The sequence below is a fragment of the Bartonella sp. MR100HLJHH genome, assembly GCF_042194215.1.
Lineage (GTDB): Bacteria > Pseudomonadota > Alphaproteobacteria > Rhizobiales > Rhizobiaceae > Bartonella > Bartonella grahamii.
In genome coordinates this window covers 135,868-159,096 of sequence record NZ_JBHIMR010000003.1, presented here as the reverse complement: position 1 = coordinate 159,096, position 23,229 = coordinate 135,868, and the positions used below count along the sequence as shown (strand labels likewise).

Below are 23,229 nucleotides of genomic sequence, written 5' to 3'. Positions count from 1 at the left end.
TTCTGTCCCTTCAATGTGCTATTATATTTTTTGTCAAAACTCGATAGTGTTCCAACTGTGCCTGTAAAGCTTTGCGTTCTAAATCACGCTGCGCTATCTCATTTTTTGCCTGTTGCAATTCAAGCTGCATCCGCGCTTGTTCTTGTTTCAAGAAAAGTTCGATATTTTTCTGCTGCAATGCCGCTTGTTTCTGCTGCGCATCAAGTTGATAGAGTGTGCTCTTTGCTTGTGCTTCTTGCTGTAAAACAGCAATCTTTGCTTGTTGCTCTGGAGTTAATTGCGCCCCTTGACTTTGTTGCATCATTTGCTGTTGCTGTTGTTCTTGTTGTGCTTGCTGCGCCTTTGCGGTTAAACTTGCCACAAGTGTTGCCGGTAGTGGGGAAAGCTTTAAAAGATCTGGAATCATCTCCGGTGTTAAGAAACCACCAAGCAACGGCAACATCTGCGTAATTGCCGCAAAAGTTTTCTCTTTTTCATTGGGGCTTGTCGGTGAATCATCAACAATAATGTCATACTCAAGCGTCGTAACAGCTTCACGCGTCAACGGCACATATTGGGCATTCTCTTGTCCAGAAATACGTACCAGACGCCCATCAGAGAGATAATTCTGAATGAGATAAAGGATAATCTTTCCCTGCCTACACCGATAAAGCTTGAGATTATCAAACAGCCCCGCAAGCAAATTAAGCGTTGATTGCCGGCGTGTATTTTCCAGCACATTGGCTTGGTTGACCTCCCGTGTTCCAATAAACTCGGCCGATAACCCTGTTACATGCGTTATCGCTTCACGCGATTCATTAAACAGCTGGAAAAATCCATTGGGAAATTGTGCACTTGGCTTTGGTTGAATTTTCCCTCCTGTAAGCGCGCCATTTTTAACCCAAGTAATCGTATCTGTTCGCGCCCAGCTTTCTAACGCTTGGCGATCATCATCGAAAGCGTCTCGTTCTGCCATCAAGCCGCCCTTAGACTGACTATTAAGGATATACATCACTTGGCTAAAATATTTATTCGACCATTTTTGTGGGTCTTTTGCGGGGCGAACAATCCCGTAAAACTGGTTTTTAAGCTTATCCAGCGTGCCCGTGATACATTCCCAACCTAGCTGCTCATCAGGTGCTAATGGCTTATCGGGCTTTGCTAAAAGGCGTCGTCCCAGAAAAGCGCGTCTCACCACTTTTTTATTAAAACACACCCCTTGTAGTTGTGGCATTACCCTTTGAAGCTGTTCAAACTCCTGTTTGCTATAGTTGCGCATCTGACCTGTTTGAAGATCAGGCGCCTTGTAAGTGGTCTCATATTCAAACCAACGGCATTCAACCAGCGTAACATAGCGTTTCCCAGAACACGGCTCTGAGAGAGAAGACGCATTGGAGTCATCATGATACGCATCAAGCGACACATGAGAATCCTCAGAAGCGGTTGTACTATCGATAGCCCAATCGGCGTTAAGATCTTCAACAGCAACATCAGGAAAAAGACTTTTAGCATCCTCAACGGATTTGCGATCAACATACCACATACGCTGTGCGTCAATGAGATTTGGTCTTACAGCATTGGCATCCCAAACCATTTTTAAGGGATCTAAACGTTGAACAGCAGGTATCCCTTCGGGATCTGTATCATAATCAAGCCGCGTATCTGTCCAGCCCATACCGCAAATAACCATATCCTGAAAAGCATCGGAATCGGCATATTCCGCCTCTGCCTCATCACGAAACCATTCTGCTGCTCCAGTAAGCAATTCATTGGGTATTGCTGCTCCCATTTGCCGTGGTTGAAACTGTACTTCGCGCTTATTATTACGCTCCGCCCCAACAATAGCATTCACAAGGGGTGCAATGCGGTTAAAAGTCATGACAGGGCGGCGTTGCTCTTTTAAAACTGCAAGATCTTCCTCTGCCCATTGACGACCATTATAAAAATCAAAATCTTCACGCGCCTGTTCACGCCATTCATTAACATGTTCAATATCTTCTGCGTACCAAGACTTTAAACGCTTATAGATTTCATATTCATCGAGGATTGTCGTTTTTTGAAAGTCTTGATCTAGAATGCCATCCATGATGCCGCTTCTCTTTCCATAGTGCGATAACGCTCTTGCTTGGGTTTGACACGGGGCGCTTCATAGACAATGCACATCAGTCCAAAAGCATCCGCCCCATGGCTCGACCAATCATGCTCTGCACCCAAACCAATGCCGCGCTTCTCATCCCATTTCTCGTGATACCAATTCAGTGCTTTGCGCCCTGCTACCGTCATCTCTTCATTGAACCAAACAGACGGCAAAATACGCCGCACCGCCTCTATACGCATTTTCACAGCGCCTGCCCCTTGATTAGGGATCACTTGCGTTTCAAAACCCGCATCATTTAAAGCGCTCTCAAAACTCACATTGTGCACACGATCTCTGGTCGCACCATCATGGGGCAAAACCATCAATGCTTTCTCATAGCCATTTTGACGCAACCAGCCTATATGCTCTGATAACGGCTGTCCCTGTGCTTCATAATAATTAAGCACTCTGATCTCTCTACCAACAAATTGCGCTATCCATATCGCTGTGGCATCTGCCTTGGCTCCCGTTCCCCCAATGTCCCAAAAAGCACGTATTTGTATCAAGGGGTCACGAGCAACGCGCCCTATCCGCCCCTCCTGCTCGGCTGCCAACATTTCCTTTTGATAATAAGCGCCTTGAACCGCTTTCAGATAATCCCCTTCCCAGATATGCTTATAGGTTTCGGGGCGGTTTCTCAGATCATCAAGTCGTGCTTCATTCAAGATCTTGGGAAACTTCGGATTGTCTGACCAGTTGATCTCCACACGCTTGATTGCCTCATTGTCTGAAAAGCGAAACCGCTTCTCAACGGGGGCATTCTCTCGCAATGGATTCCATGTCACCCATAACTCTGCCCGCCATCCCTCTCCCTCTTCTCGCAAAGTCGGTATAAGCGTTTGCCAAGCTGTCTCTGTAACTGGCTCTGCCTCATCAACCCAACAAAGCAAAATACGCCCCATGGATTTGATACTTGCAATATTCCGGTCAAGTCCAGAAAACTGAAAGGCTATACGACCATCTATCGATTTAATCGAAGACTCCCCAACCTTGTAATAGTCCTTTAAAAAGTCATGCGCTTCAATGGCGCGTTTAATCTCCTCTAATGAACTTTCTGCTAGCGAGTTTTGAAACTGCCGTGCACAAAGTATAGTTCCTGATATCCCTTCCCTACCAAATTGATAGCCTTTTAAAGCAGCCATCAAGGCAAATGATCTTGTCTTTCCAGACCCTCGTCCACCCCAAGCCGCTCGCACCAAAGCCTTACCTGTAAAAATCGGTATAAGCTTTGGAACAATATTAATCTGTCGTGTTGTCATTGACCAAAGGCGCGATTTCTACACGCGTTATCATCTTAATGGCTCCCCCATCTTCCCCTGTCACTTGAAGAGGCAAAATCTTCCCCAACAATGACAGATAAGCAGCGGGGCATTTGATTGCCTGTTTTTCGAGATAAGAGATCAAACCATCATCACCATATTTCTTACCAGCGCGCTCTGCTGCCTTAAGCACTGCTTCTTTCAAAATACGTGTCGTTTTATTTGGCACGCCTTTTACCCGCCCTTGACCTGCCTTTGGGGGCGTTCTTTTTGCAAGTTTTTCAGTGGTTTTCATGTGTGTTTCTTTTTGTAAACAAGACAATAAAAAAACCCCGCAAAAGCAGGGCTCTGAACAATCAGATAAACTTATAAGAAAGGTTATACCTTTACCGTAATTCTAGACGCAATTCGACTAGTACAGCAACGCCATAAAACACTATTTTTCATATCCTGTCAACAAAAAAATCACTATATTGTGTATTTTTTATTTTTTTACCTAAATCTAGTGTCTTTAACAACCAACCACTCACAATTGTATCTTCTAAACGAATCAATTATATGGAAGCACAAAGTTATTGATTAGCAAAAAGTGGGGGGAATAATGGAAATAATCATAGTCATAGGAGGAATATTAATAGCAGCAAATATGATCTACCACATTTCGAAGGTAGGAGAGAAAGGGTGGAATGTAGGATTCGAAAATACGATTTTATTAATCATAATAATCGATGTGTTTTTATATTTTGAATTCTCAGTGAACATATTACTAATAATAGCAACTTTACTGTCTTTTAGGAGCTATTTGAGAATAAATGACTATGAAGAACAATTCGAGTTACTTCAGGAACAGAAAGATCGAGAAATAGAAATATACAAAGAACAAATTACGAAATGGGATAGAAGTCTTTTAAAGAAGGCTCAAAAAATATCGCAAAAATGGATTAAGCAATGGAATAAAGAAATTAGACAGTGGGAAAAGGATATACTAAGAATAAAAGATCCCATAATGATAGGTGAAGATTATGAACATCACCATCCCATCATAAAAGATATCTGTACTCAAGGATATAAAGAAATACCGTTTCTCTATAAGAAAGCTTTGGAAACAGAACCTTCTGCTGAGCATTGCGAAAAAATCAATGTATTCAAGAAACACATAGCTTTTAAGAAAAGCTATCTAAAAACAATGCGACTCATGAAAAAAAACGGGATAGTTGTTGAAAAAATCGTAGATCCCCTTACAGAAAAAACATGTCATAAACCTACAATGTTTTTGTTGCATTGGTGGTTATATGTGGTTGATGATATGATCATAGCCGAGTACGAAAAACAAGCGTTACATGGGTTTTATAAAAATGATAAATCGCTTGACATCTACTGGGATGAAATGTCTAAAAATACAGAATACGAAGAGATAGAAGAAATACTGAAATCATGGCATTTGCCTCCTAAGTATGAATGCCTAGTAGGGATAAAAAAATATTTACTGACATTGTTGTATGACATTTCGGATGACTATAGAATAGCAAGAGAAATTTTTATTCATTATAAGCGTCTTCTTGAAACTGTTACAGAAGGATATATTGCTTTAGATGAGGATTGCTCTGCCGACGAGGTAAAATGGCGACTAAATGAGTATAAAGAAAAAGATAATCTACAAAATTCTGAAGATATTCCAACATTTGAGAGAGCTTATCAACTAGGAGCAATAGAAAGAATTAAATCAATGCTATGATAGGTTAAGCTATTGGAATACACTTATAGGACAAGAGAAGCTAAATATAATCTTTAGTGCTGAAAAAATGAAAACATTGAAAGAGGCTTCCAACGAAGAAAGCAGACAGTTTAATATTGAAATGCGAGAGGCGACTTTTAAAAATAAATATTTTAATTTCGACAGATCTTACGGACACTTGATACAGTATCTGTTATGATATCTAAGCAGTTGTAAATTTTTCTAAAAAACATTTATGCAAATTTTTTCTTAGTTTCTCATATCTAATCGTTCAAGCCAAGCTCTTTCCTCACCTCTTCAGAGCTATAAAAAGTACCCTCTCCCCTTCGAACGCGCTCTCTTACTTGTGAAGCTAAATAATAATCCTCTGCTTCCTCTATTCCATGTTCAATAATCTCACGTAAATAAAAAGACTTTGTACGTCCTGTCTTAGCAGCTAAATTATTCAAACGTGTTTCGAGATCACTTGGCAATCGAATAGATATCGTCATAACACAATCCTCTTCCCGCTCTTCATTACAAGAGCTCTCTGCCAACAGGCTTGGCATAAAACCACTCCATATCATCATCCGCAAAATCATCTGAGGGGTTACATTGTGCTAACAATTCTTCAAGAGTATCATTTGGCGATACCCGTGGCTTTACAATTAAGCATCCATTCTCAACAACCAAACCCACTTGCGTATTTTCAGAAATATGAAGAACATCAAGTAATGCAGACGGGATAGAGAGCATAACTGACCCTCCAACTTTACGTAATTTTGTTATATACATAAAATGCTCTCTCCAGAATTTATCCTTCAATAACTTTCCATATTGTATAGAAAAAGAACAATAAAACATTTACCATTTAGTTTTTTTGTCAAAATATTTATGAAGCGCGTTAAGAGCAACCCGCAATGAATTCACAAGATGTGGTAACATTTGGTCTTCTACAACAAGATATTGTATTGCTGCATAAAGATTATACTGTCTATAGAGATGTTGTGTTTCTTTTATCGCCTCTTGCATATTAGAAAACTGTCCTGTTGCAAATTCGACCCATTTTTCTCTTGCTTTGTCATCAGAAGATGATGGTATTTCATCATAAACAGCGCTTGGTAAACCTTTTGCACACAAATAGTCATTTTTCACTTCAAGATATTTTTGCGCAGCATCATACTGGTCTTGAGTAAGCACGCCTTGCAAACACAGCCGCCCAACATAAGTACCAGCAAGCGGATTTTTAGCCTCTTCAATAGTCAAACCAAAGCGTTTAGCACGCATTTCAATTGCCAATTGATTAACAGGATCTTGACGTACTTTCACTTGTGAAATGTAAGCATCTTTCTTCTTCATACATCCCCTAATCTGTGGGAGCCCACATACTTCTCTTTGTTATATTTTATCAATCAAAATGGTATGCTGTCATTAAGAAATGCACTATGATCAGCAGCACCTGAAGCGATAGCATAATTTTGAGAAGTAATAGATGAAGGGGCAGATTGCTCTTTCTTTGCATCAAGCAAATACAACTCGCCTTTGAATTGTGGTAAAATAATCTCTGTTGTGTAACGGTCATGCCCATTTTTATCTTGCCATTTGCGTGTCTGTAATTTGCCTTCTACGTAAACCTTTGAACCTTTGTTGAGATACTGAAGCGCTATTTTTGCTAAATGTGGATTAAAAATCACCACGGAGTGCCATTCTGTTTTCTCTACTTTTTGATTGTTTTTTTATCTGTATAGCTCTCAGAAGTCGCTATACTAAAATTGACTATTTCTGCTCCAGAATTCATTGTTTTGCTTTCGGGATCAGCACCTAAACGCCCGATTAACATCACTTTATTTAGCATGTTTTTTCTTACCTTAAATTTGTATTTTAATACATACAAAATCCTAGCATGATTTGCATATTTTTTCAATTATTTCAAAAGGATATTATTGTTTTTTAACATATAAAATTATGTCTTAAAGCGCTCTTTGATAAATAATCAATTGACATAAATGCATGGTGTATAGTATCAAGTATCAAGAGGGTATATATGGCAATCGTTAGTTTTAAGCATAAAGGGTTGAAATTATTCTTTGAAAGAGGAGTCTGCAAAGGCATACAACCCGCGCATGCTAAAAAATTAGCAAACATTTTAGTAATTTTAGATACAATATCCGCGCCTGAACAAGTTACTCTTAAATCGTATCGTCTACATGCGCTTACGGGCGATTTAAAAGGTTACTGGTCAATGCGTGTCAATGGAAATTGGCGTGTTACCTTTCGTTTCATTGGGACAGACGTTGAACTGGTTGATTATCAAGATTACCATTGAGTTTTGAGGTGTTATTATGATGTACAATCCTCCACACCCTGGCGGCATTTTGAAAGAAGAATTGCTTGATGAATTAGGGTTAACAGTAACAGAAGCTGCAAATCGTCTTGGTGTTGCACGTTTAACTTTATCCCGCGTCTTAAACTGCCATGCGGCGATTAGTATTAATTTAGCTTTACGGTTAGAAAAAGCGGGTTTAAATGATGCGGAATTCTGGCTTAAATTGCAACAAAAGCATGATTTGTGGCAAGCTCGGCATAACAGCCCAATCCCACATATTTCACCTCTAGAGCAAGTAGAGCATCTTTAGAAATACTTAGTCCATCTTTCTTCACACCTAGAGGTCATGTTCTTTAAAATTAAGCAACTTCTGATAGTTTTTTTACGCCTTTATTGATCTCGTCTATAAGAGGTTCGTAATTGAGAACGCTTTTCGGAATAGCACTACCGTAAACCCAAGCTTTTACTTGCGCTTTGGTACTAAAATCCGCATTTTCTGGTGTGGTATAATACTGTCCGCCATCAAACTTTTCACACTCTCTTGTGCCGTCTTCATATTCGTAGAGGTTATAAAAATACTCCTCTGCTCCGTCCCCCCCCAAGGAACATAACCAACAGCTGTTGCAACAAACTCTTTTTGCATGGGTTGTTTACGCTTTTTTAAGAACAGGTTTTTTAATATTCTCATGTTTTTAGTCCATAATTTTACCAATTGGTCTATTTACCTAAAATTTGACCGTACAGAGCGTTTTATATTGCGGATATGTTTTCATCGTAAAATCTTTAAATCGCTTTGTGTGGTACCTTTTTGTCGATTTAAACACATACCTAACCGTAAAATGATCAGCACTTTTCACTACTTTGCTGTGGACCAAAGCGTTTCATTATCCCACCAATGCCATTTAAAGTCCCTTCAAGCTCTTGCTTGTGAACAAGCGTTATAGGCGTTGAATGCTCTTTCGCTGCTTGTTCTTTCAACTCCTTTTCACGGAATCTCAAAACAGCATTGCGTACAAAATTGGCTTTTCTCAAAAGATCGTTTTCCAAATCACGACACAACCTGACAAGTTCACGCGTGCTCGGAAAAAACGTATCGGATAAACAATTTATTTCATCACATAAAATCCGTTTGACCACTGTCATCAGTGACCATGCAGAGACATTTTCCAAAACCATTCCATAGGTCAACGCCATTCCCTCATGGTCTGATTGTTGTGCTATTTTCAAACCACACGACAGCATGCGAATAGCTTTTGCTATATCCTCTTTACCTGCTTTCACTGCGAAGAGCTCTTGCAATTGATCACCAGCCTCTAAAGCAATCGATTCCTGCTGTTTCGTTAATTGGCTGCCTTCCTTCAAAATAAATGGACCTCTCGGGGGTATCATCGCATGAATGTGCTTCAAAGTACCCTCGATTTCCGATATCAAGGAGACTGTCTGCGATACGTTCCCCAATGCTTTTTTGCTTTTGAGTGTAATTTCCATTGTTTCCACCATTGTTGTTCGTGTTTTTTGTTTTTTCTAAATCATCAACCGCCTTTCGCACCCAGTTACGCCATGTTGCTTGCCAATCTATTTTGGTTGCATTTGCTCCGGCTTTTGAACGCCAATAATCTCGAAATTTTTCAATTTCGACTTTCACGCGCTCTGGAGGCAAGCCCTCTTCGATTGCAAAATCGTAATCGGGTTCAAAATCCGTAGGCAATCGACAACCGCGATTAGCTTTCGCTCGTTTTGCTTTTTTGGGAACGTTTTCTTGCTCGTGAATGGGAGGTTGGTTGTCTACACCCGTTGCGATTTGCTCTGATGTGGTCTCAACAGCAACCTCTGTTGGCTCGTCAACCTGTTCGTTTGTTTCTAAACTTTCAGAACCAATTTCTTTTTTTAATAAAACGTCAGTTTTATTTTTTTTATATATATTCTTATTCTGGTTCTTTATAGCTTGATTTTGCTTAGCATTTGCTTCAGCAAAATTATTAACATGTTGTTTTGTATTATTTTTTGCTTGCGCACCTTTTTTACCAGCCTCACTACGAACTTGCGATATATGCTCTTTTTTATCAGCAAAATCGTTCAGCTCTTCTTCAACGCGCGTATTCCACAATCCATTATCTGTCTCAACAAGTTTATTATTTATCATGAGATATTCGACAATAGCTTCAAATTTTTTCTGCGAACAATTGCAAGCACGTGCAAGCGTTTGAAAATCTGTTTTAAGTGGTTCTTTTTTTTCATACATGTAAACGAGAAGGGTTATATAACCCCCCCCGTTGTTCAGATGTCATTCCATTTGTACCACTTATCCAGTCATACAAATGGAATCTTATCCATGGCATACCATTAGACATGCGCATCCCCTTCTTTCTTTAAATATAAATTAGTGATCATAATCCCCCCTTAAGGCTGTTGCGTATTTATGCGTGCGCATGGTGACGCGTAATCTATTAATTTTGTCTCTTTATTTTTGCCTGTTTAAGAATGTGAATGGTGCTGTTGATGTTCATCATTATCTGTAGGAGCAGCAATAAAAGCAGAACTAGAGCCAGAACATCCTTTCAGTTGTTGCAGCTTTAGATAATTTATTACGGAGATAGATCCTCTTTTTTCCCACTTGCAAACAGCTGCTTGAGTTACACCAAGCATTTTCGCCATTTCTGATTGTGTCCAATTAAATTTGCCCCGTATTGACTTAGCCAAATTCTTAAAATCTTCTCGTTGATCCATTTACAAGCTCCAATTACAGCTTTGTCTTATTTTATTCATATAATTATAGTTATATAAAGTCAAGGAAATTTATCTTTATCAACGATAAAAAAATAAGGTAAGCAGAAGTATGAGTAATAAATCTAATATCATAAGCACATTAAAAAAGATTTTGACCGAGTTTAACTTAACGCAAGAAGATGTAGCCAAACGGTTAAACGTAACACAAGCTTCAGTGTCTAAGTGGTTAAAAGATTCTGATCCACGCGGCTCTAATCGAGATGCCATTTTAGAATTATACAAAGAACTAAAAGGGGATAATCACTTAACAACTTTTGTTCCTCTTATGGGGTATATTGGAGCAGGAACACAGATAGATCCAAGCTTTGAACAAATCCCTGAAGATGGTCTTGAACAAGTAGAAATTCCTTTTGCTTTACCTGATGATATGGTTGCTTTTGAAGTTAAAGGAGACTCTATGCTTCCAGCTTATAAAGATGGAGATATGGTTATCGTAAGACGGCGCCAAATTAAAACAATAGAATCCTTTTTTGGCAAAGAAGCCGTTATTTTAACACATGATAATAAAAGATATATAAAGCAGATTAGCAGGGGTATGAATGGTGAAATAGATCTGCTTTCTTGGAATGCCTTACCCATTAAGAATGTTAAAATTGTGTGGGTTGGAGAGATATTTGCTATTTTGCCAATAAGTTCTTACAGCAAGATGATTCGGACTTATCGCTAATTATCCCCCCCTCTTATTTAGCAAGATATTATAATATTTTTTATAAAAAATATAACTTTTTATAATTTTTTGCTTGCTATTTTATAATTATAGTTATATAAATAATTATACAAACCGCAAATAAACAATCGCCAAGAGGCGTTAGGGAGGAAAAATTATGGATAAGCCAATTCTTATAAATTCCAATGAAATTTTATTAGTTGCCTACGATAAAGATCAACACATTGCAGAGTCTGGACCACTTGATGCAAGCCAAATTCTAAGCATTGTTGATGAGGTAGATGATGCAATCCAAATCTTTCGTATAAATCCTTCTGAGAATAATTGTGAAGATATCTCTGAAGAGATTGCAGACGCATATGTAGAAGCAAATATCGAACATCTCCATGAGGATAGTAAGGTTCATTACTTTGTACGTGAAAGTGATGCTTACCACGATCTTTTATCTGATTTAGCAAAAGAAAAATATAATGATGAGATTTACGGTACTTACGAACAACAACACCGTTTGCGTGCATGTGATGTGCTTTAAAAATTCTAAAGGGCGCTTTTAAAAGCGCCTCCCCTTTTCCCATCAATAATTGATTAGAGTAAACTTATGACCACACATGATACTCATATTCATAGTGAAGGATATCTCATACCTGAAAACGAGGTAGACAACAAAATTGGTTGTGTCCAAATGGTTAATGCCCATGTAATGCATAGGCACTTACATTTGAAACAAGATTTTTCCACTTGGTTTAACGATTGTGTTGAAAAGCTTGATCTAAAAGAAGGCGTGGATTTTGTTTTTACAAAACAAGAATGGAACAGACAGAAGATTTGTCCAAAATCTGAAATAGAAACAGATAAAACTGATAATCATTACTTAAAAATTCACGCAGCAAAGAAAATCGCTAAAGCAGAGCGCCATAGAAACTATGGCAGAATATTATACCAAAACTTATGTTTTTCTTAATTAAGGGGGTGATGATGCGAAACTTTATTACAATACCTGAAAACAATTTTCAAAACACAACAGTTCAAACGATGTCTAGTCGTGAAATTGCAGAGTTATGCGGTAAGCAACATGCGCATATTATGCGTGATATTCGGCAAATGTTAGGAGAATTATATCCTGAAGGGGGTCAATCCAAATTTGGATCCACCTATTTAGATAAACAGGGTAAACCCCAAAACTGTTACAACCTCCCTAAGCGTGAATGCCTTATCTTAGTTTCCGGTTACAGCATGACATTACGTGCTAGGATTATAGACCGTTGGCAAGAATTGGAAAAGCAAGCAGTAACACCACAAATCGACTACTCAAGTCCAAAGGCTATGATTGGCTTTTTGAATTACCTACAAGGTCAAATAGATCAAAAAGACACCATCATTGAAGATTTAACACCAAAGGCAATGGCTCTTGAAAGCTTACAGCGTCATAATGGACTCTTTGGTCTTACAGAAGCCGCTAAAATACTCGAGATGCAACCAAAACAGTTCATTCTCTTCTTACAGAAAAAAGGTTGGGTTTACAGACGAGTAGCAGGTGGAAATTTGCTTCCTTACCAAGACAAAATCCAAAAGAAACTTATGGATTGTCCAACCATCACACTTCAAACCGCAAGTGGAATAGAAAAAGTAATTCCTTGCGCAAAAATCACAGCAAAAGGAATTGGTGTGCTGTCTCAAGAGCTTAAAAGACAAACCATGCATTAAGAGGAGGTTATTATGATAAAAAAGAAATACGAATTGACTGATGAGACAATTAAAGTTGATAGAATAACGCTTTACCGTATCCGTGCATTAAAAGACTTTGGAGATGTTAAAAAAGGTGATCTTGGTGGCTGGGTAGAGAGTGAAAGAAATCTTAGCCATGATGACAATTGCTGGGTTGGTGGTGAGGCATGGGTTTATGAAAATGCCAAAGTTTATGAAAATGCTAAGGTTTATGATGATGCCGAAGTTTATAATAACGCAAAAGTTGGTGGTAATGCCATAGTAGCTGGCAAAACAGCATTTTATGGAAGTGATGCTATCTTAAGGTAGGGGGGCAATAAACCATGGAAAAGAAATACGAACTGACTGATGAAATAAAAGAATTTTATGATGCAAGAGCCGATAAAAGTAAAAAACTTTATCGCATACGTGCATTAAGAGATTTTAGAAATATTAAAAAAGGTTACTTAGGCGGCTATATACAAAAAGAAGACAACCTATCGCATGAAGGCGATTGTTGGGTTTGGCATAAAGCTATGGTTTATGGTGACGCTAAGATTTTCGGCAATGCACAAGTATTTGAACGCGCAAAAATTACAGGCAGGGCGCGTGTTTATGAAAATGCAAAAGTTTGCGGTGAAGCATATGTTGAATATGATGCGCAAATTTACGGCAATGCACAAATTTATGGTGAGGCTCGAGTTTTGGGCCATGTTTATGGCAATGCCCGTGTCTATGGAGATGCTTATATAAGTGATAAAGCACACATTTCCGGAAATATGAAAATTCTAGATGGAGTATATATTTTCGATAATGTAAATATTTCTGGTAATCTTGAAATTCGTGGACGCAATTCAATCATCTACGAAAGTGACTATTCAGCAAGCGATATAAGCTACATAAGCCGTTTCTAGCAACAAAAACAAAGATTTTAACACAAGCGTGATTCACGCCACGGGTGGATTGCGCTCAAATAGGAGGAAATCAAGATGAGTGAACTAAGTACCACACAAACGGAATTAGTGGAAACAACGAACAATTGTGAAATCGAACCTACAGCTATGGAGCTTATTTTAGAAAGAGCTTTAGAAAATGATGTTGATCTGGATCGTCTCAAGCGTCTTCTTGAATTGCGAGAACAAGAGATAAAACGACAAGAGCGTCAAAACTTTGTCCGTGATCTTTCTGCTATGCAAATGGAATACAAAGATATCGAACAAAACGCCATTAATACACATACTAAAAGCCTCTATACCACGCTTGATAAATATATTGATTCAATCAAAGAAACTCTTGCAAAATATCACTTTGCCTTGTTCTCTCGTATCAAAGACCAGAGTTCAAATGACATAACTGTAGAAATGACTTTAAAGCATATATCAGGCAATGAAATATCAACAGAAGGAACATTTCCTTTTGACGCTACAGGAGGCAAAAATAACATACAAGCGGTTGGTTCTACTCTCACCTACGCACGTAGATATCTCTTAGGCATGCTTCTTAATGTTGCAAGAAAAGAAGACGATACAGATGGCAACACGCTTCTTGCAGGTATCTCTCCTGAACAGATGAATGAAATCAAAGAATTAATTAAAAAAACACAATCTGAAGAAAGTAGGCTTCTCTCTTTCATAGGAGTAAAAAATCTAACAGATATGTCTTATAAACAAGCACAAATCGCTTTGTTTTCTTTGAAAAAAAAGCAACGAAAGCAAATGAATAAAGCACAACAAGAGCAATTAGATGCACCTATACAAGATATTGAATATGCACCAACTCAACAACAAACGGCGGTGTGAGATGGAGCAAAGAACAGCAGAATGGTTTCAAGCAAGGCTAGGAAAAGTCACTGCTTCAAACGTTTACAACGTACTCAGTAAGACAGCAAAAGGTTTGCCTACAAGCAAATATGAAGACTACAAAATCAAACTCATGACAGAACGCTTAATAGGTGAAATAAGCCAATCTTATACAACAGCGGCTATGCAATGGGGCATTGAACATGAAGAGAATGCCTTGAGAGAATATGAATTCATTTATGACGCAGAAGTCACAAGATGCGGGTTTATCCCACACCCAAAAATGAAAATGGCGGGTGCAAGTCCTGATGGGTTCATTGGAGAGGACGGCTTAGTTGAGGTCAAATGCCCACAATCAACCACGCATTTGCGCTTCTTTATATATGACGAAATCAAGCCTGAATATATCGCACAGATGCAATTCCAAATGGCGTGCACAGGACGCAAATGGTGTCATTTCATGAGCTATAATCCAAATTTTGTAGGCAAATCTACTGGTTTGAGAATGAAAATCAAACGCGTCAACCGTGATGAGAAACACATTGAAGAGATCAATAAAGCGGTCGAAATCTTTTTAGGGGAAATAGAACAAGAGATGCAAAAGATTTTGGCAAAAGCTGCTTAAACCTATGGGGGCGCTCTCTGCTTCTCCTTGCCTAAGCACCCCCACCCATTTACTAAGGAAATTAAACGTGTGTAACACCAAACATATTATCATACAGCCTGCTAAAGATGAGGAATTTTGTTTTTTTACCATTGGCTATGAAGGTAGGTCCCTTGAGAATTATCTTAGTTGTCTCATAGAAAACAATATCAAAACTTTATGTGATGTTCGTAAAAATCCAATAAGTAGAAAACAGGGATTTTCGAAAAGACAATTAGAGCAAGCTGTAAGCAACATTGATATTGAATATATGCATATGCCTGAACTTGGAATTACTTCTGAAAAACGAAGAAATTTGAAAACACAAAAAGATTATGACCGCCTTTTTGAAGATTATCAAAATACAACTCTCAAGAATAATTCTTGTGCAATAAACAAATTATATCAAATTTTTTTAAACAAAAAGCGCGTTGCAATCACCTGTTTTGAAGCCAATGTATGCATGTGTCACAGAGGACAACTCGCATTAGCTCTCACTCAATTGCCTGATTGGAAATATGAAATTGAACACATCTAAAAAATAAACTTACAAACTTTTTACATATGGGGGTGCTCTCTCCTCCCAGCACCCCCACCCTTTTCTAACACTTTCAACACATGCGTGATTCACGCCACGGGTGGATTGTACGCAAATCAAGGAAATAAACCATGAAAAATAAATATGAACTGACAGATGAAACAATCGAAATTGGGAGCAAAACGCTCCGCCGCATTCGTGCATTGAGAGATTTGGGGGACGTCAAGAAAGGTGATCTTGGCGGCTATATCGAGAAAGAAGACAACCTATCGCATCATGGTAATTGCTGGATTGGGGATTATGCCAAGGTTTATGATGATGCTAAGGTTTACGAAAATGCACAAGTTTACGGTTATGCACATGTTTACGGCAATTCTCGTATTTATGGCAAAGCAGAAGTTTTCGATGAACCATGCATTTACGGTCATGCAGAAGTTTACGGTGATGCATATATTTGCGGTGAACCGCACGTTTTTGATAATGCAGAAGTTTATGGCAATGCACAAGTTTACGAAGAGCCATACATTTACGATAGGGCGCGTGTTTACGGCAATGCGCATGTTTACGGTGATGCGCATGTTTACGGTCATGCAAAAATTTACGGTGAAGCATGTGTATGTTGGGACGACTGGATTGATGACGATAGAAGAATCTCAACTGGAGAAAAGACCCGATGAGAAAATACGAACTTACTGATGAAACAATTAATGTTGATGGATTTACGCTTCACCGAATTAGAGCATTAAGAGATTTTGGTGGCGTCAAGAAAGGTAACCTTGGGGGCTTTATAGAGGATGAGGACAACCTAAGTCATGAAGCCGACTGTTGGGTTAGTAATGAAGCTATGGTTTATTGTGGTGCCGAAGTTTACGACAGCGCTAAAGTGTTTGGTAACGCGAAAGTTGCTTATTTTGCACGCGTTTATGGCAATGCACAAGTTTATGATAACGCAAAAGTATATGGGGGGGATATTTTTGGGGACGCACAAATTTATGCCGATTACAAAATTGTTTACAAGGAAAAGACAGAAAACTTAACAGGGGACGACGTTCCTTTCTAGCAACACAAACAAACTTTTAACACCAGCGTGATTCACGCCACGGGTGAATTACATCTAAAATGAAGGGGAATAAACATGCCACACCGCCCACCCACTATCACGCAACCAGCTATTGCTCGTGCTTTAAGAGAAGCTAAAAAACAAGGATGTGAACTCATAGAAATCAAACCTACAGGGGAATTATTAATTCATATCAATAAAACCATAACACCAACAACGACAGATAATACTTATAGCATTGATGATTTTCCACCGCTTGAAAATGAACAAGAAGACTACGAGACCAGCAAAAGCTGCCCCTCTGTCGACGGTATAAAGTTTTAGCCATGTCAAAACGCCGTCCACCGCATCTTGTTCGTGAACGTACACGCCATGGTAAAGTTATATGGTATGTACGTATTGGTCATGGACCACGGTTTCGGATTGAAGGAACCTATGGAACGCAAGAGTTTGTTGACAATTATACGCTGGCTATTAAACAAGCGCAAAATGGCTCCTCCAAAACAAAGAGGCGCACCAGACTCACAGAAGGGTCTTTCGATTGGTTGTTGCATCAGTATTTACAAAGCATGCAATGGCATAATCAATCAGAATCTACTAAAAAAGTTAAATATCGAATTCTGAATAATGTTTCTAAACATATCGGTGATCGTGCATATAAAAGCATAAACAAACAACACATTCTTGAAGCCGTAGACAGAAGGCGAGATACCCCCGCCGCGGCAAAACATTTTTTGACCTCTTTAAACGGTCTCTTTAATTGGGCGGTTGATAATGCCCTTTTAAATAGAAATCCTGCCTTTAATATAAAAGCACCAAAATCTTTAAACAGTGAGGGATTACTGCCATGGCTAGAAGAGGACATAGACAAATATTATCACCGTTGGTCACATGGTACACATGAACGCGTCTGGATGATGTTCTTCTTTATACAGGCTTGCGTCGTGGTGATGCCGTTCGTATCGGCTGGAAAGACGTCAAAGATAATATCATTTATCTCAAAACAGAAAAGAGCCAATTTAAAACAGATGTTTTTCTTCCTATTTTACCAGAACTAGAGAAAACCCTTAAAATTGGTCCTATAGGTAATGAAACATTCATTTGTGGTAAAGGTGGAAATAAGCTTGTCAAAGAAAGTTTTGGCAACCTCTTTCGTGAAGCATGTAATGCAGCAGGTATTAAAAAATCAGCGCACGGATTGCGAAAATTAGCAGCAACACGTGCAGCCAATGCTGGTGCGACAGTTTCGCAAATGAAAGCGCTTTTTGGCTGGACAGAAGATAAAATGGCATCCCTTTATACCAAAACAGCTGATAGAAAACGACTTGCAATAGAAGCAATCAAAAAACTTCAAAAAAGTTAGGAGCATAGTTGACAGTAAGAAAACAAACCAAAGCCCCGTCAAAATTATGAATGAAATTAATGCGGTGTTTGAGGTGCATCAGAAACCAGAGGAGAAATAGGTGGTTGTGTCTGTTGCATTGTTTGCCATAAATTATAATTCGTTTGCATATCCAGCCAAAATTTTGCTTTACTAAAACCAGCTAATTCTAATTTCACTGCAAGTTCGGTACTCATAGAGGCATGTCCGTTAATCACTCTTGATAGAGAAGCTCTTGTCATATGGAGATGATCAGCTAACTTTTGTATTGTTATCCCCATTTCTTCTAAGAAAGCTACTTTTAGAACTTCGCCCGGATGTGCGGGGTTATGCATCATTTGTTTTCGTTCCTTTCATCAATGGTAATCTTGATAATCAACAAGCTCCACATCTGTTCCTATAAAGCGAAAAGTAACACGCCAATTTCCATTCACCCATATAGAATAGTATCCTGTAAGTTCACCTTTAAGAGGGTGCATTTTAAAGGCAGGCGCTTTCAACATTTCAGGCGTCGTAGCACTTGTTAAAGCCGTCAAGATAACGCGTAATTTTTTCACGTGATCTGATTGAATAGCTTTTGTAGAACCTGTTGTATAAAATAATTTTAAGCCCTTATGTTTAAAGCTCACAATTGCCATTACCGCCCCTTGTCGTATATCGTCACTATACGATCAATAAAAATAAGAGTCAAGCGCCCTGCTAGCAAATCCAGTTATCTAGATAAAATGATTGGGTATAAGCTATAAAAAAGTTAGGGATAGGTAGAAAATAAGTTAAAAGAATCAACGAAATCAAAATTCCCGAACTTTTATATAACCTATTGATTTGATTAAACATTGGCTGGGGTACCTGGATTCGAACCAGGGAATGCCGGTACCAAAAACCGGTGCCTTACCGCTTGGCTATACCCCAAAAAAAACACGCTTTATAGCGACTCTTGCACCTTATAGCGATTCCTGTGATTGGACGCAATATCTGAAAATCAAAGACCTTACTTTTTTATCATAAAGTGCCTGATTTATCATAAAGTGCCTGAGTCTTGTATGGTATTGCATCAATACAAATTCGTAGCAGAAATTGATATACTGTTGTACTTTTAACACAAATAGAAAACATTTATCCACCAATAATTATTTTGCTCTTTGTATTGATTTTTTAGGAACAGAAAATGAAAATCTTGTAGTTTACTCATGTATCTAATAAATTAGCATATGATTTACTTTTCTTGATATATTCCAATCTCATCTTGCTTCATTAAGATAAAAGCTGTCACCATATTGGAAACTGGTAAAGTGTGTGATAGTTGCTGTGCTCTTTCATTAAGCGTAAAGATGATAATGTCCACTGGTTTTTACATTATATTATTCATGAGTAGCGCCATAAAATGAAATCAAGCACATTGAAAAATATCTCCTAAAAATAACACTTAAATATTCTATTGCAAACACTATGACACACCTAATAGGTTAGAAGAGTTTTGCAAAAATTAAAAATATTTTATCTGGCATTTGAAAAAATAAAGATATAAGAACAAGGGATAATAGCTATTTCTATTTACTTTTTATTCAAAAGATAATGATATTTTTATCGGTTCATAGATGTAAAAAATCTTCAGAAATAATCTTTATATAGACTAATGCCTTTTTTGATTGATTGGCATACATTTCCTAAAAGCTCCTTTTATAAAAAGAGAGACATTAAAATTAATTTCACACAAATAGGTATTCAACATTTGCTTTTCAATTCTGTAAATGGCAAATTAGACTTATGAAATAAGCTTAACAATTAGAATCGAGGAGATTTTTAATGGCTTTTGAATTGCCCCCGTTGCCTTATGATTACGATGCCCTTTCACCTTATATGTCACGCGAAACGCTTGAATATCATCATGATAAGCATCACCTCGCTTATCTTAACAATACCAATAATTTTGTGAAGGAGTTAGGCTTAGAGAATGAAAGCCTTGAAGATATTGTTAAAAAAAGTTTTGGAAAAAATATTGGTTTGTTTAATAATGCAGCACAGTATTACAATCATAACCACTTTTGGCTTTGGATGAAAAAAGATGGTGGTGGTCAAAAACTTCCTGAAAAGTTAGCAAAAGCTATTGACGCTGATCTAGGTGGTTACGACAAATTCCGCGCTGATTTTATTGCTGCTGCTAGTGCCCAATTTGGTTCTGGATGGGCATGGGTTGCTGTTAAAGATGGCAAGCTTGAAATTATGAAAACGCCTAATGGCGAAAATCCCTTAATTCACAATGCTCGACCTATTTTGGGTGTCGATGTGTGGGAACATTCCTATTACATTGATTATCGCAATGCTCGACCGAAGTACCTCGAATCCTTTGTAGACCATTTAATTAATTGGGACTATGTTTTGAAACTTTATGAAGAATGTGAATTTTAAGCTATCTAGATAATTTTTTTAGTGTATGAAAGTCCCTATAATCCAATAAATTATCGGGGACTTTCAAACAAAGATGTTGTGGATTAGCAACAGCCTTTTCCTGCTATCTTGAGAATATATGCATAGATATAGGCAACTTCTTCTAGCTTTGAAAAACGTCCAGCTGCACCAGCGTGCCCCGAATCCATATTAATACGTAATAAAATTGCATTATCGTCTGTTTTTAAGTCTCGTAATTTTGCCACCCATTTTGCAGGCTCCCAGTAAGTTACACGAGGATCTGTTAATCCTGCCATCACAAGTATAGGGGGATAGTTTTGAGCTTTGACATTATCGTAGGGTGAATAGGAAGCAATAAGCTTATAATCTTCTTCTGATTCAAGAGGGTTCCCCCATTCGGCCCATTCTGGAGGTGTGAGTGGCAATGAAGCATCTAACATTGTCGCTAAGACATCAACAAAAGGCACATTCGCTACGATTCCAGCAAAATCCTGTGGAGCTATATTGGCAATGGCTCCCATCAACATCCCCCCTGCTGAACCACCATAAGCAATAAGCCGGTCGTGAGAAGTGAATTTATTGTTTACAAGGTAACGTCCACAAGCAATAAAATCTGTAAATGTATTGTGCTTAAAGAGATGTTTTCCTTTCTCATACCATTCTACTCCCTTTTCTTTTCCTCCGCGAATATGAGCAATCGCGTAAATAAAACCTCTGTTTACTAGAGAAAGTACATTACTATTGAAACTGGCAGGAATAGAGATCCCATAAGCACCATAACCGTAAAGAAGACAAGGCGCACCACCATCAAGAGGAGTGTTTTCGTGATAAAAAAGTGAAATAGGAATCTTCTCACCATCGTCTGCTATTGCTGTAATACGTCGTGTTACATATGCATCTTTATTATGCCCAGAGGGAATTATTTGCGTTTTTAAAAGCATTCGTTTACGACTTTTCATCTCATAATCAAACACTTGATCAGGTGTTGTCATAGACGAATAGGAAAAACGAATAGTTGGACTGTTATATTCTGCAACCCCTTGTAGACCTAAAGAATAAGCCTCTTCAGTAAAAGCAATGGAATTAACTTTTTTAGTGGTACGTTCCATTACTTTTATACGTGGAAGCCCCTCAAAACGTTCGATCCAGACAAGAAAATCTTGATAAGCATCATGGGATAATATTAGGCACCCAAGCTGATGTGGGACAAACTCAGACCAATTTTCTGATTGTGGAGATGTATATGGCGCTACCATAATTTTGAAATCTTTTGCATTATCTAGATTGGTCAGAATATAAAAGACATCACCACCTTCTGTAAGTGAATATTCAATACCTTTTTGTCGTTTCCGTACACATTGGGGAGTAGTAAAAGGCGCCTCAGCAGGAATCAACCAGATCTCTGATGTTTCATGATCATGAATATTAATATAAATAATATCATTAAGCTTAGAGCCGCTTACATCTAAGAAAAAACCTGGATTGTCTTCGCGAAAAATAAGCTTATCTTGTGATTGATCAGTGTTTAATCGGTGATAATAGAGCTCTGAAGGTCGGTGATTTTTATCCATTTTAGTATAGAAAAAACCTTCAGATCTAGCATCCCATACAATTTGACCAGATGTATCAGTAATTGTATCCATACAGTCAGACAATGTCTCAAAATTACGAATTTTAGCTGTATAGAATTCTGATCCTTTGTCATCATAGGTCCATACCACATGTGTATGGTCAGGAGATTCTTGAACTGAACCAAATTTGAAATATTCTTTGCCTTCTGCCAAGACATCACCGTTAAGGTAAACGGTTTTTTCTCCGCCATTCCTTGGTGTCCGAAAATAATGCGGTTGTTGACCTCCGGTAACATAAGAGAATCCGTAAGCAAAAGGACCATGTTTTATAGGAACAGAACTATCATTCTCTTGGATCCTGTTTTTCATTTCGGTAAAAAGCAAATCTCGTAATGGTTTTGTATCAGCCATTTGAGCTGATTGATAAGCATTTTCTTTTTCAAGATAATGTCGAATATTTGGATCAAGACAGTTAGGATTTTTAAAAACATCTTGCCAGTTAGACGCACGTAGCCAATGATAGGGATCATCACGAAAAATACCATGATATATTTCCTTATGAGTGATTCTAAATGCTTTGGGAGGAATTGCAAAAGTGCGGGTCATACACAATCCTATATTAAAATATGTTAACAGCTTCGTTTATTCGTTTATATGTTAGAATCATAATTATTGATGCAAGTGTAAAAATCTATAAGTTCTATTCACTTGTAAAAATAGCGCCATGATAATTTTTAAAACTAATACCTTTCTGTCCATTACATATCACAGCTATTGTTTTCTAGGGATATAATACCACTTTTATAACGAAAGTGATTGGTAAGACAATTAAACTATGAGAAAAAGAATTGATTTTTTTTGAAACAGTATAATCTTATAATTTTATAGAAAGTAATAACTATATTTAAAGTATTTTTATTAATGTATAAAACATAAAAATATTCTATGTCGTTTTAATGAATAGTTTTATATTATAAGTAATGCTGTTGTGTCTTATTTATAATATAGTATGTTCTTTATTATTAAATTTAATAAATATAAATAATAAAAACAAATTTAAAATTTAGTAAAAATAAAATTACTAAATTATAAGTATTCAAAATAAAAAATACTAATTTATATATTATATTTTTATAATTAGTAATTTTATTTTTACGTTCTCAAAAAAAATAAATAAATTTTATCCTATATTTTTTTATATTTGTGATGTATTATATGTCATGTATGATATGTTATAGGCTAAAAATATATTTTA

27 protein-coding genes, 1 tRNA gene and 4 pseudogenes are annotated in these 23,229 nt (G+C 37.6%); 17 read left to right on the top strand and 15 right to left on the bottom strand.

Annotation, left to right across the window (positions count from 1 at the left end; all coding sequences use genetic code 11):
* Nucleotides 1-10: 10 nt before the first annotated feature.
* From ACFIJ7_RS03210 to ACFIJ7_RS03200, 3 genes are read right to left on the bottom strand one after another with little or no spacing between them, the layout of a single operon-like run.
* A complete protein-coding gene (locus tag ACFIJ7_RS03210) occupies nt 11-2,065 on the bottom strand; it encodes a portal protein (RefSeq protein WP_375644589.1) in 2,055 nt (684 codons plus the stop codon).
* Nucleotides 2,050-3,375: a PBSX family phage terminase large subunit gene (locus tag ACFIJ7_RS03205; protein ID WP_375644588.1), complete on the bottom strand. Its 1,326-nt coding sequence runs from the start codon at nt 3,373-3,375 to the stop codon at nt 2,050-2,052. Before ACFIJ7_RS03205 ends, ACFIJ7_RS03210 begins: the two co-directional genes overlap by 16 nt.
* Nucleotides 3,356-3,670, bottom strand: coding sequence for a hypothetical protein (locus tag ACFIJ7_RS03200; protein WP_375644587.1), 315 nt, complete (start codon nt 3,668-3,670; stop codon nt 3,356-3,358). The genes ACFIJ7_RS03205 and ACFIJ7_RS03200 overlap by 20 nt, the downstream gene beginning before the upstream one ends.
* 306 nt (nt 3,671-3,976) lie before the next feature.
* On the opposite strand from ACFIJ7_RS03200, the gene ACFIJ7_RS03195 reads away from it, so the two are divergent.
* Nucleotides 3,977-5,110 carry a hypothetical protein gene (locus tag ACFIJ7_RS03195; RefSeq protein WP_375644586.1) on the top strand — a complete coding sequence of 378 codons (1,134 nt, stop codon included), beginning with the start codon at nt 3,977-3,979 and terminating at the stop codon, nt 5,108-5,110.
* A 263-nt stretch (nt 5,111-5,373) separates the two neighbouring features.
* On the opposite strand, the gene ACFIJ7_RS03190 is transcribed toward ACFIJ7_RS03195, so the two are convergent.
* From ACFIJ7_RS03190 to ssb, 4 genes and pseudogenes are all read right to left on the bottom strand, one after another.
* On the bottom strand, nt 5,374-5,601 hold the full coding sequence (locus ACFIJ7_RS03190) for a DUF6290 family protein (RefSeq protein ID WP_375644585.1): 228 nt from the start codon (nt 5,599-5,601) through the stop codon (nt 5,374-5,376).
* 25 nt (nt 5,602-5,626) lie between these two features.
* Nucleotides 5,627-5,884, bottom strand: a complete 258-nt coding sequence (locus tag ACFIJ7_RS03185; protein ID WP_375644584.1) for an AbrB/MazE/SpoVT family DNA-binding domain-containing protein — start codon at nt 5,882-5,884, stop codon at nt 5,627-5,629.
* Nucleotides 5,885-5,953: 69 nt separating this feature from the next.
* A complete protein-coding gene (locus tag ACFIJ7_RS03180; RefSeq protein ID WP_375644583.1) occupies nt 5,954-6,448 on the bottom strand; it encodes a hypothetical protein in 495 nt (164 codons plus the stop codon).
* Between the two features lie 53 nt (nt 6,449-6,501).
* Nucleotides 6,502-6,944 (bottom strand): annotated as a pseudogene (gene ssb, locus ACFIJ7_RS03175) (single-stranded DNA-binding protein).
* 189 nt (nt 6,945-7,133) lie between these two features.
* Between ssb and ACFIJ7_RS03170 the strand changes: the two are divergent.
* A complete protein-coding gene (locus ACFIJ7_RS03170; RefSeq protein WP_252619286.1) occupies nt 7,134-7,415 on the top strand; it encodes a type II toxin-antitoxin system RelE/ParE family toxin in 282 nt (93 codons plus the stop codon).
* A 16-nt stretch (nt 7,416-7,431) separates the two neighbouring features.
* Nucleotides 7,432-7,725 carry a HigA family addiction module antitoxin gene (locus ACFIJ7_RS03165; RefSeq protein ID WP_375644582.1) on the top strand — a complete coding sequence of 98 codons (294 nt, stop codon included), beginning with the start codon at nt 7,432-7,434 and terminating at the stop codon, nt 7,723-7,725.
* A gap of 49 nt (nt 7,726-7,774) precedes the next feature.
* Here ACFIJ7_RS03165 and ACFIJ7_RS03160 read toward each other — a convergent pair.
* From ACFIJ7_RS03160 to ACFIJ7_RS03145, 4 genes and pseudogenes are all read right to left on the bottom strand, one after another.
* Nucleotides 7,775-8,103, bottom strand: a pseudogene (locus tag ACFIJ7_RS03160) (hypothetical protein).
* 155 nt (nt 8,104-8,258) lie between these two features.
* Entirely contained in the window at nt 8,259-8,777 is a 519-nt protein-coding gene (locus ACFIJ7_RS03155) for a hypothetical protein (RefSeq protein ID WP_375644581.1), read from the bottom strand.
* Nucleotides 8,719-9,766, bottom strand: a pseudogene (locus ACFIJ7_RS03150) (YdaU family protein). Before ACFIJ7_RS03150 ends, ACFIJ7_RS03155 begins: the two are co-directional and overlap by 59 nt.
* A gap of 124 nt (nt 9,767-9,890) precedes the next feature.
* A complete protein-coding gene (locus tag ACFIJ7_RS03145) occupies nt 9,891-10,142 on the bottom strand; it encodes a helix-turn-helix transcriptional regulator (RefSeq protein WP_375644580.1) in 252 nt (83 codons plus the stop codon).
* 109 nt (nt 10,143-10,251) lie between these two features.
* Between ACFIJ7_RS03145 and ACFIJ7_RS03140 the strand changes: the two genes are divergently transcribed.
* From ACFIJ7_RS03140 to ACFIJ7_RS03080, 13 genes and pseudogenes are all read left to right on the top strand, one after another.
* Nucleotides 10,252-10,869, top strand: coding sequence for an XRE family transcriptional regulator (locus tag ACFIJ7_RS03140; RefSeq protein ID WP_004865405.1), 618 nt, complete (start codon nt 10,252-10,254; stop codon nt 10,867-10,869).
* 157 nt (nt 10,870-11,026) lie between these two features.
* Nucleotides 11,027-11,401, top strand: coding sequence for a hypothetical protein (locus tag ACFIJ7_RS03135; RefSeq protein WP_375644579.1), 375 nt, complete (start codon nt 11,027-11,029; stop codon nt 11,399-11,401).
* 66 nt (nt 11,402-11,467) lie between these two features.
* A complete protein-coding gene (locus tag ACFIJ7_RS03130; protein WP_375644578.1) occupies nt 11,468-11,830 on the top strand; it encodes an antA/AntB antirepressor family protein in 363 nt (120 codons plus the stop codon).
* A gap of 14 nt (nt 11,831-11,844) precedes the next feature.
* Nucleotides 11,845-12,573 carry a Rha family transcriptional regulator gene (locus tag ACFIJ7_RS03125; protein WP_375644611.1) on the top strand — a complete coding sequence of 243 codons (729 nt, stop codon included), beginning with the start codon at nt 11,845-11,847 and terminating at the stop codon, nt 12,571-12,573.
* A 12-nt stretch (nt 12,574-12,585) separates the two neighbouring features.
* A complete protein-coding gene (locus ACFIJ7_RS03120) occupies nt 12,586-12,903 on the top strand; it encodes a hypothetical protein (protein ID WP_156850804.1) in 318 nt (105 codons plus the stop codon).
* Between the two features lie 14 nt (nt 12,904-12,917).
* Nucleotides 12,918-13,487, top strand: a complete 570-nt coding sequence (locus tag ACFIJ7_RS03115) for a hypothetical protein (protein ID WP_330168699.1) — start codon at nt 12,918-12,920, stop codon at nt 13,485-13,487.
* Between the two features lie 75 nt (nt 13,488-13,562).
* Nucleotides 13,563-14,372 (top strand): ERF family protein, encoded by an 810-nt coding sequence (locus ACFIJ7_RS03110; RefSeq protein WP_375644577.1) that lies wholly within the window; start codon nt 13,563-13,565, stop codon nt 14,370-14,372.
* A 1-nt stretch (nt 14,373) separates the two neighbouring features.
* The gene (locus ACFIJ7_RS03105; RefSeq protein ID WP_375644576.1) at nt 14,374-14,997 is read left to right on the top strand and encodes a lambda exonuclease family protein; all 624 of its coding nucleotides are present in this window, start codon (nt 14,374-14,376) and stop codon (nt 14,995-14,997) included.
* A 67-nt stretch (nt 14,998-15,064) separates the two neighbouring features.
* Nucleotides 15,065-15,553 carry a DUF488 family protein gene (locus ACFIJ7_RS03100; RefSeq protein ID WP_015856313.1) on the top strand — a complete coding sequence of 163 codons (489 nt, stop codon included), beginning with the start codon at nt 15,065-15,067 and terminating at the stop codon, nt 15,551-15,553.
* Between the two features lie 131 nt (nt 15,554-15,684).
* Nucleotides 15,685-16,230, top strand: coding sequence for a hypothetical protein (locus ACFIJ7_RS03095; RefSeq protein WP_375644575.1), 546 nt, complete (start codon nt 15,685-15,687; stop codon nt 16,228-16,230).
* Nucleotides 16,227-16,613, top strand: a complete 387-nt coding sequence (locus ACFIJ7_RS03090) for a hypothetical protein (protein WP_375644574.1) — start codon at nt 16,227-16,229, stop codon at nt 16,611-16,613. Before ACFIJ7_RS03095 ends, ACFIJ7_RS03090 begins: the two co-directional genes overlap by 4 nt.
* A 75-nt stretch (nt 16,614-16,688) precedes the next feature.
* Nucleotides 16,689-16,937, top strand: coding sequence for a hypothetical protein (locus ACFIJ7_RS03085; protein WP_015857131.1), 249 nt, complete (start codon nt 16,689-16,691; stop codon nt 16,935-16,937).
* A gap of 2 nt (nt 16,938-16,939) precedes the next feature.
* Nucleotides 16,940-17,976, top strand: a pseudogene (locus tag ACFIJ7_RS03080) (tyrosine-type recombinase/integrase).
* A gap of 56 nt (nt 17,977-18,032) precedes the next feature.
* Here the strand turns inward: ACFIJ7_RS03080 and ACFIJ7_RS03075 are convergent.
* The 3 genes from ACFIJ7_RS03075 to ACFIJ7_RS03065 all read right to left on the bottom strand — a co-directional run bounded on the left by ACFIJ7_RS03075 (nt 18,033) and on the right by ACFIJ7_RS03065 (nt 18,906).
* Nucleotides 18,033-18,332 carry a HigA family addiction module antitoxin gene (locus ACFIJ7_RS03075; RefSeq protein WP_330168901.1) on the bottom strand — a complete coding sequence of 100 codons (300 nt, stop codon included), beginning with the start codon at nt 18,330-18,332 and terminating at the stop codon, nt 18,033-18,035.
* An 18-nt stretch (nt 18,333-18,350) separates the two neighbouring features.
* Nucleotides 18,351-18,632, bottom strand: coding sequence for a type II toxin-antitoxin system RelE/ParE family toxin (locus ACFIJ7_RS03070; RefSeq protein ID WP_004865366.1), 282 nt, complete (start codon nt 18,630-18,632; stop codon nt 18,351-18,353).
* 199 nt (nt 18,633-18,831) lie between these two features.
* Nucleotides 18,832-18,906 (bottom strand) — tRNA-Gln (locus ACFIJ7_RS03065).
* An 894-nt stretch (nt 18,907-19,800) separates the two neighbouring features.
* On the opposite strand from ACFIJ7_RS03065, the gene ACFIJ7_RS03060 reads away from it, so the two are divergent.
* Nucleotides 19,801-20,403, top strand: a complete 603-nt coding sequence (locus tag ACFIJ7_RS03060) for a superoxide dismutase (RefSeq protein WP_012754850.1) — start codon at nt 19,801-19,803, stop codon at nt 20,401-20,403.
* Between the two features lie 83 nt (nt 20,404-20,486).
* On the opposite strand, the gene ACFIJ7_RS03055 is transcribed toward ACFIJ7_RS03060, so the two are convergent.
* On the bottom strand, nt 20,487-22,580 hold the full coding sequence (locus ACFIJ7_RS03055) for a S9 family peptidase (protein WP_375635750.1): 2,094 nt from the start codon (nt 22,578-22,580) through the stop codon (nt 20,487-20,489).
* Nucleotides 22,581-23,229 lie beyond the last annotated feature (649 nt).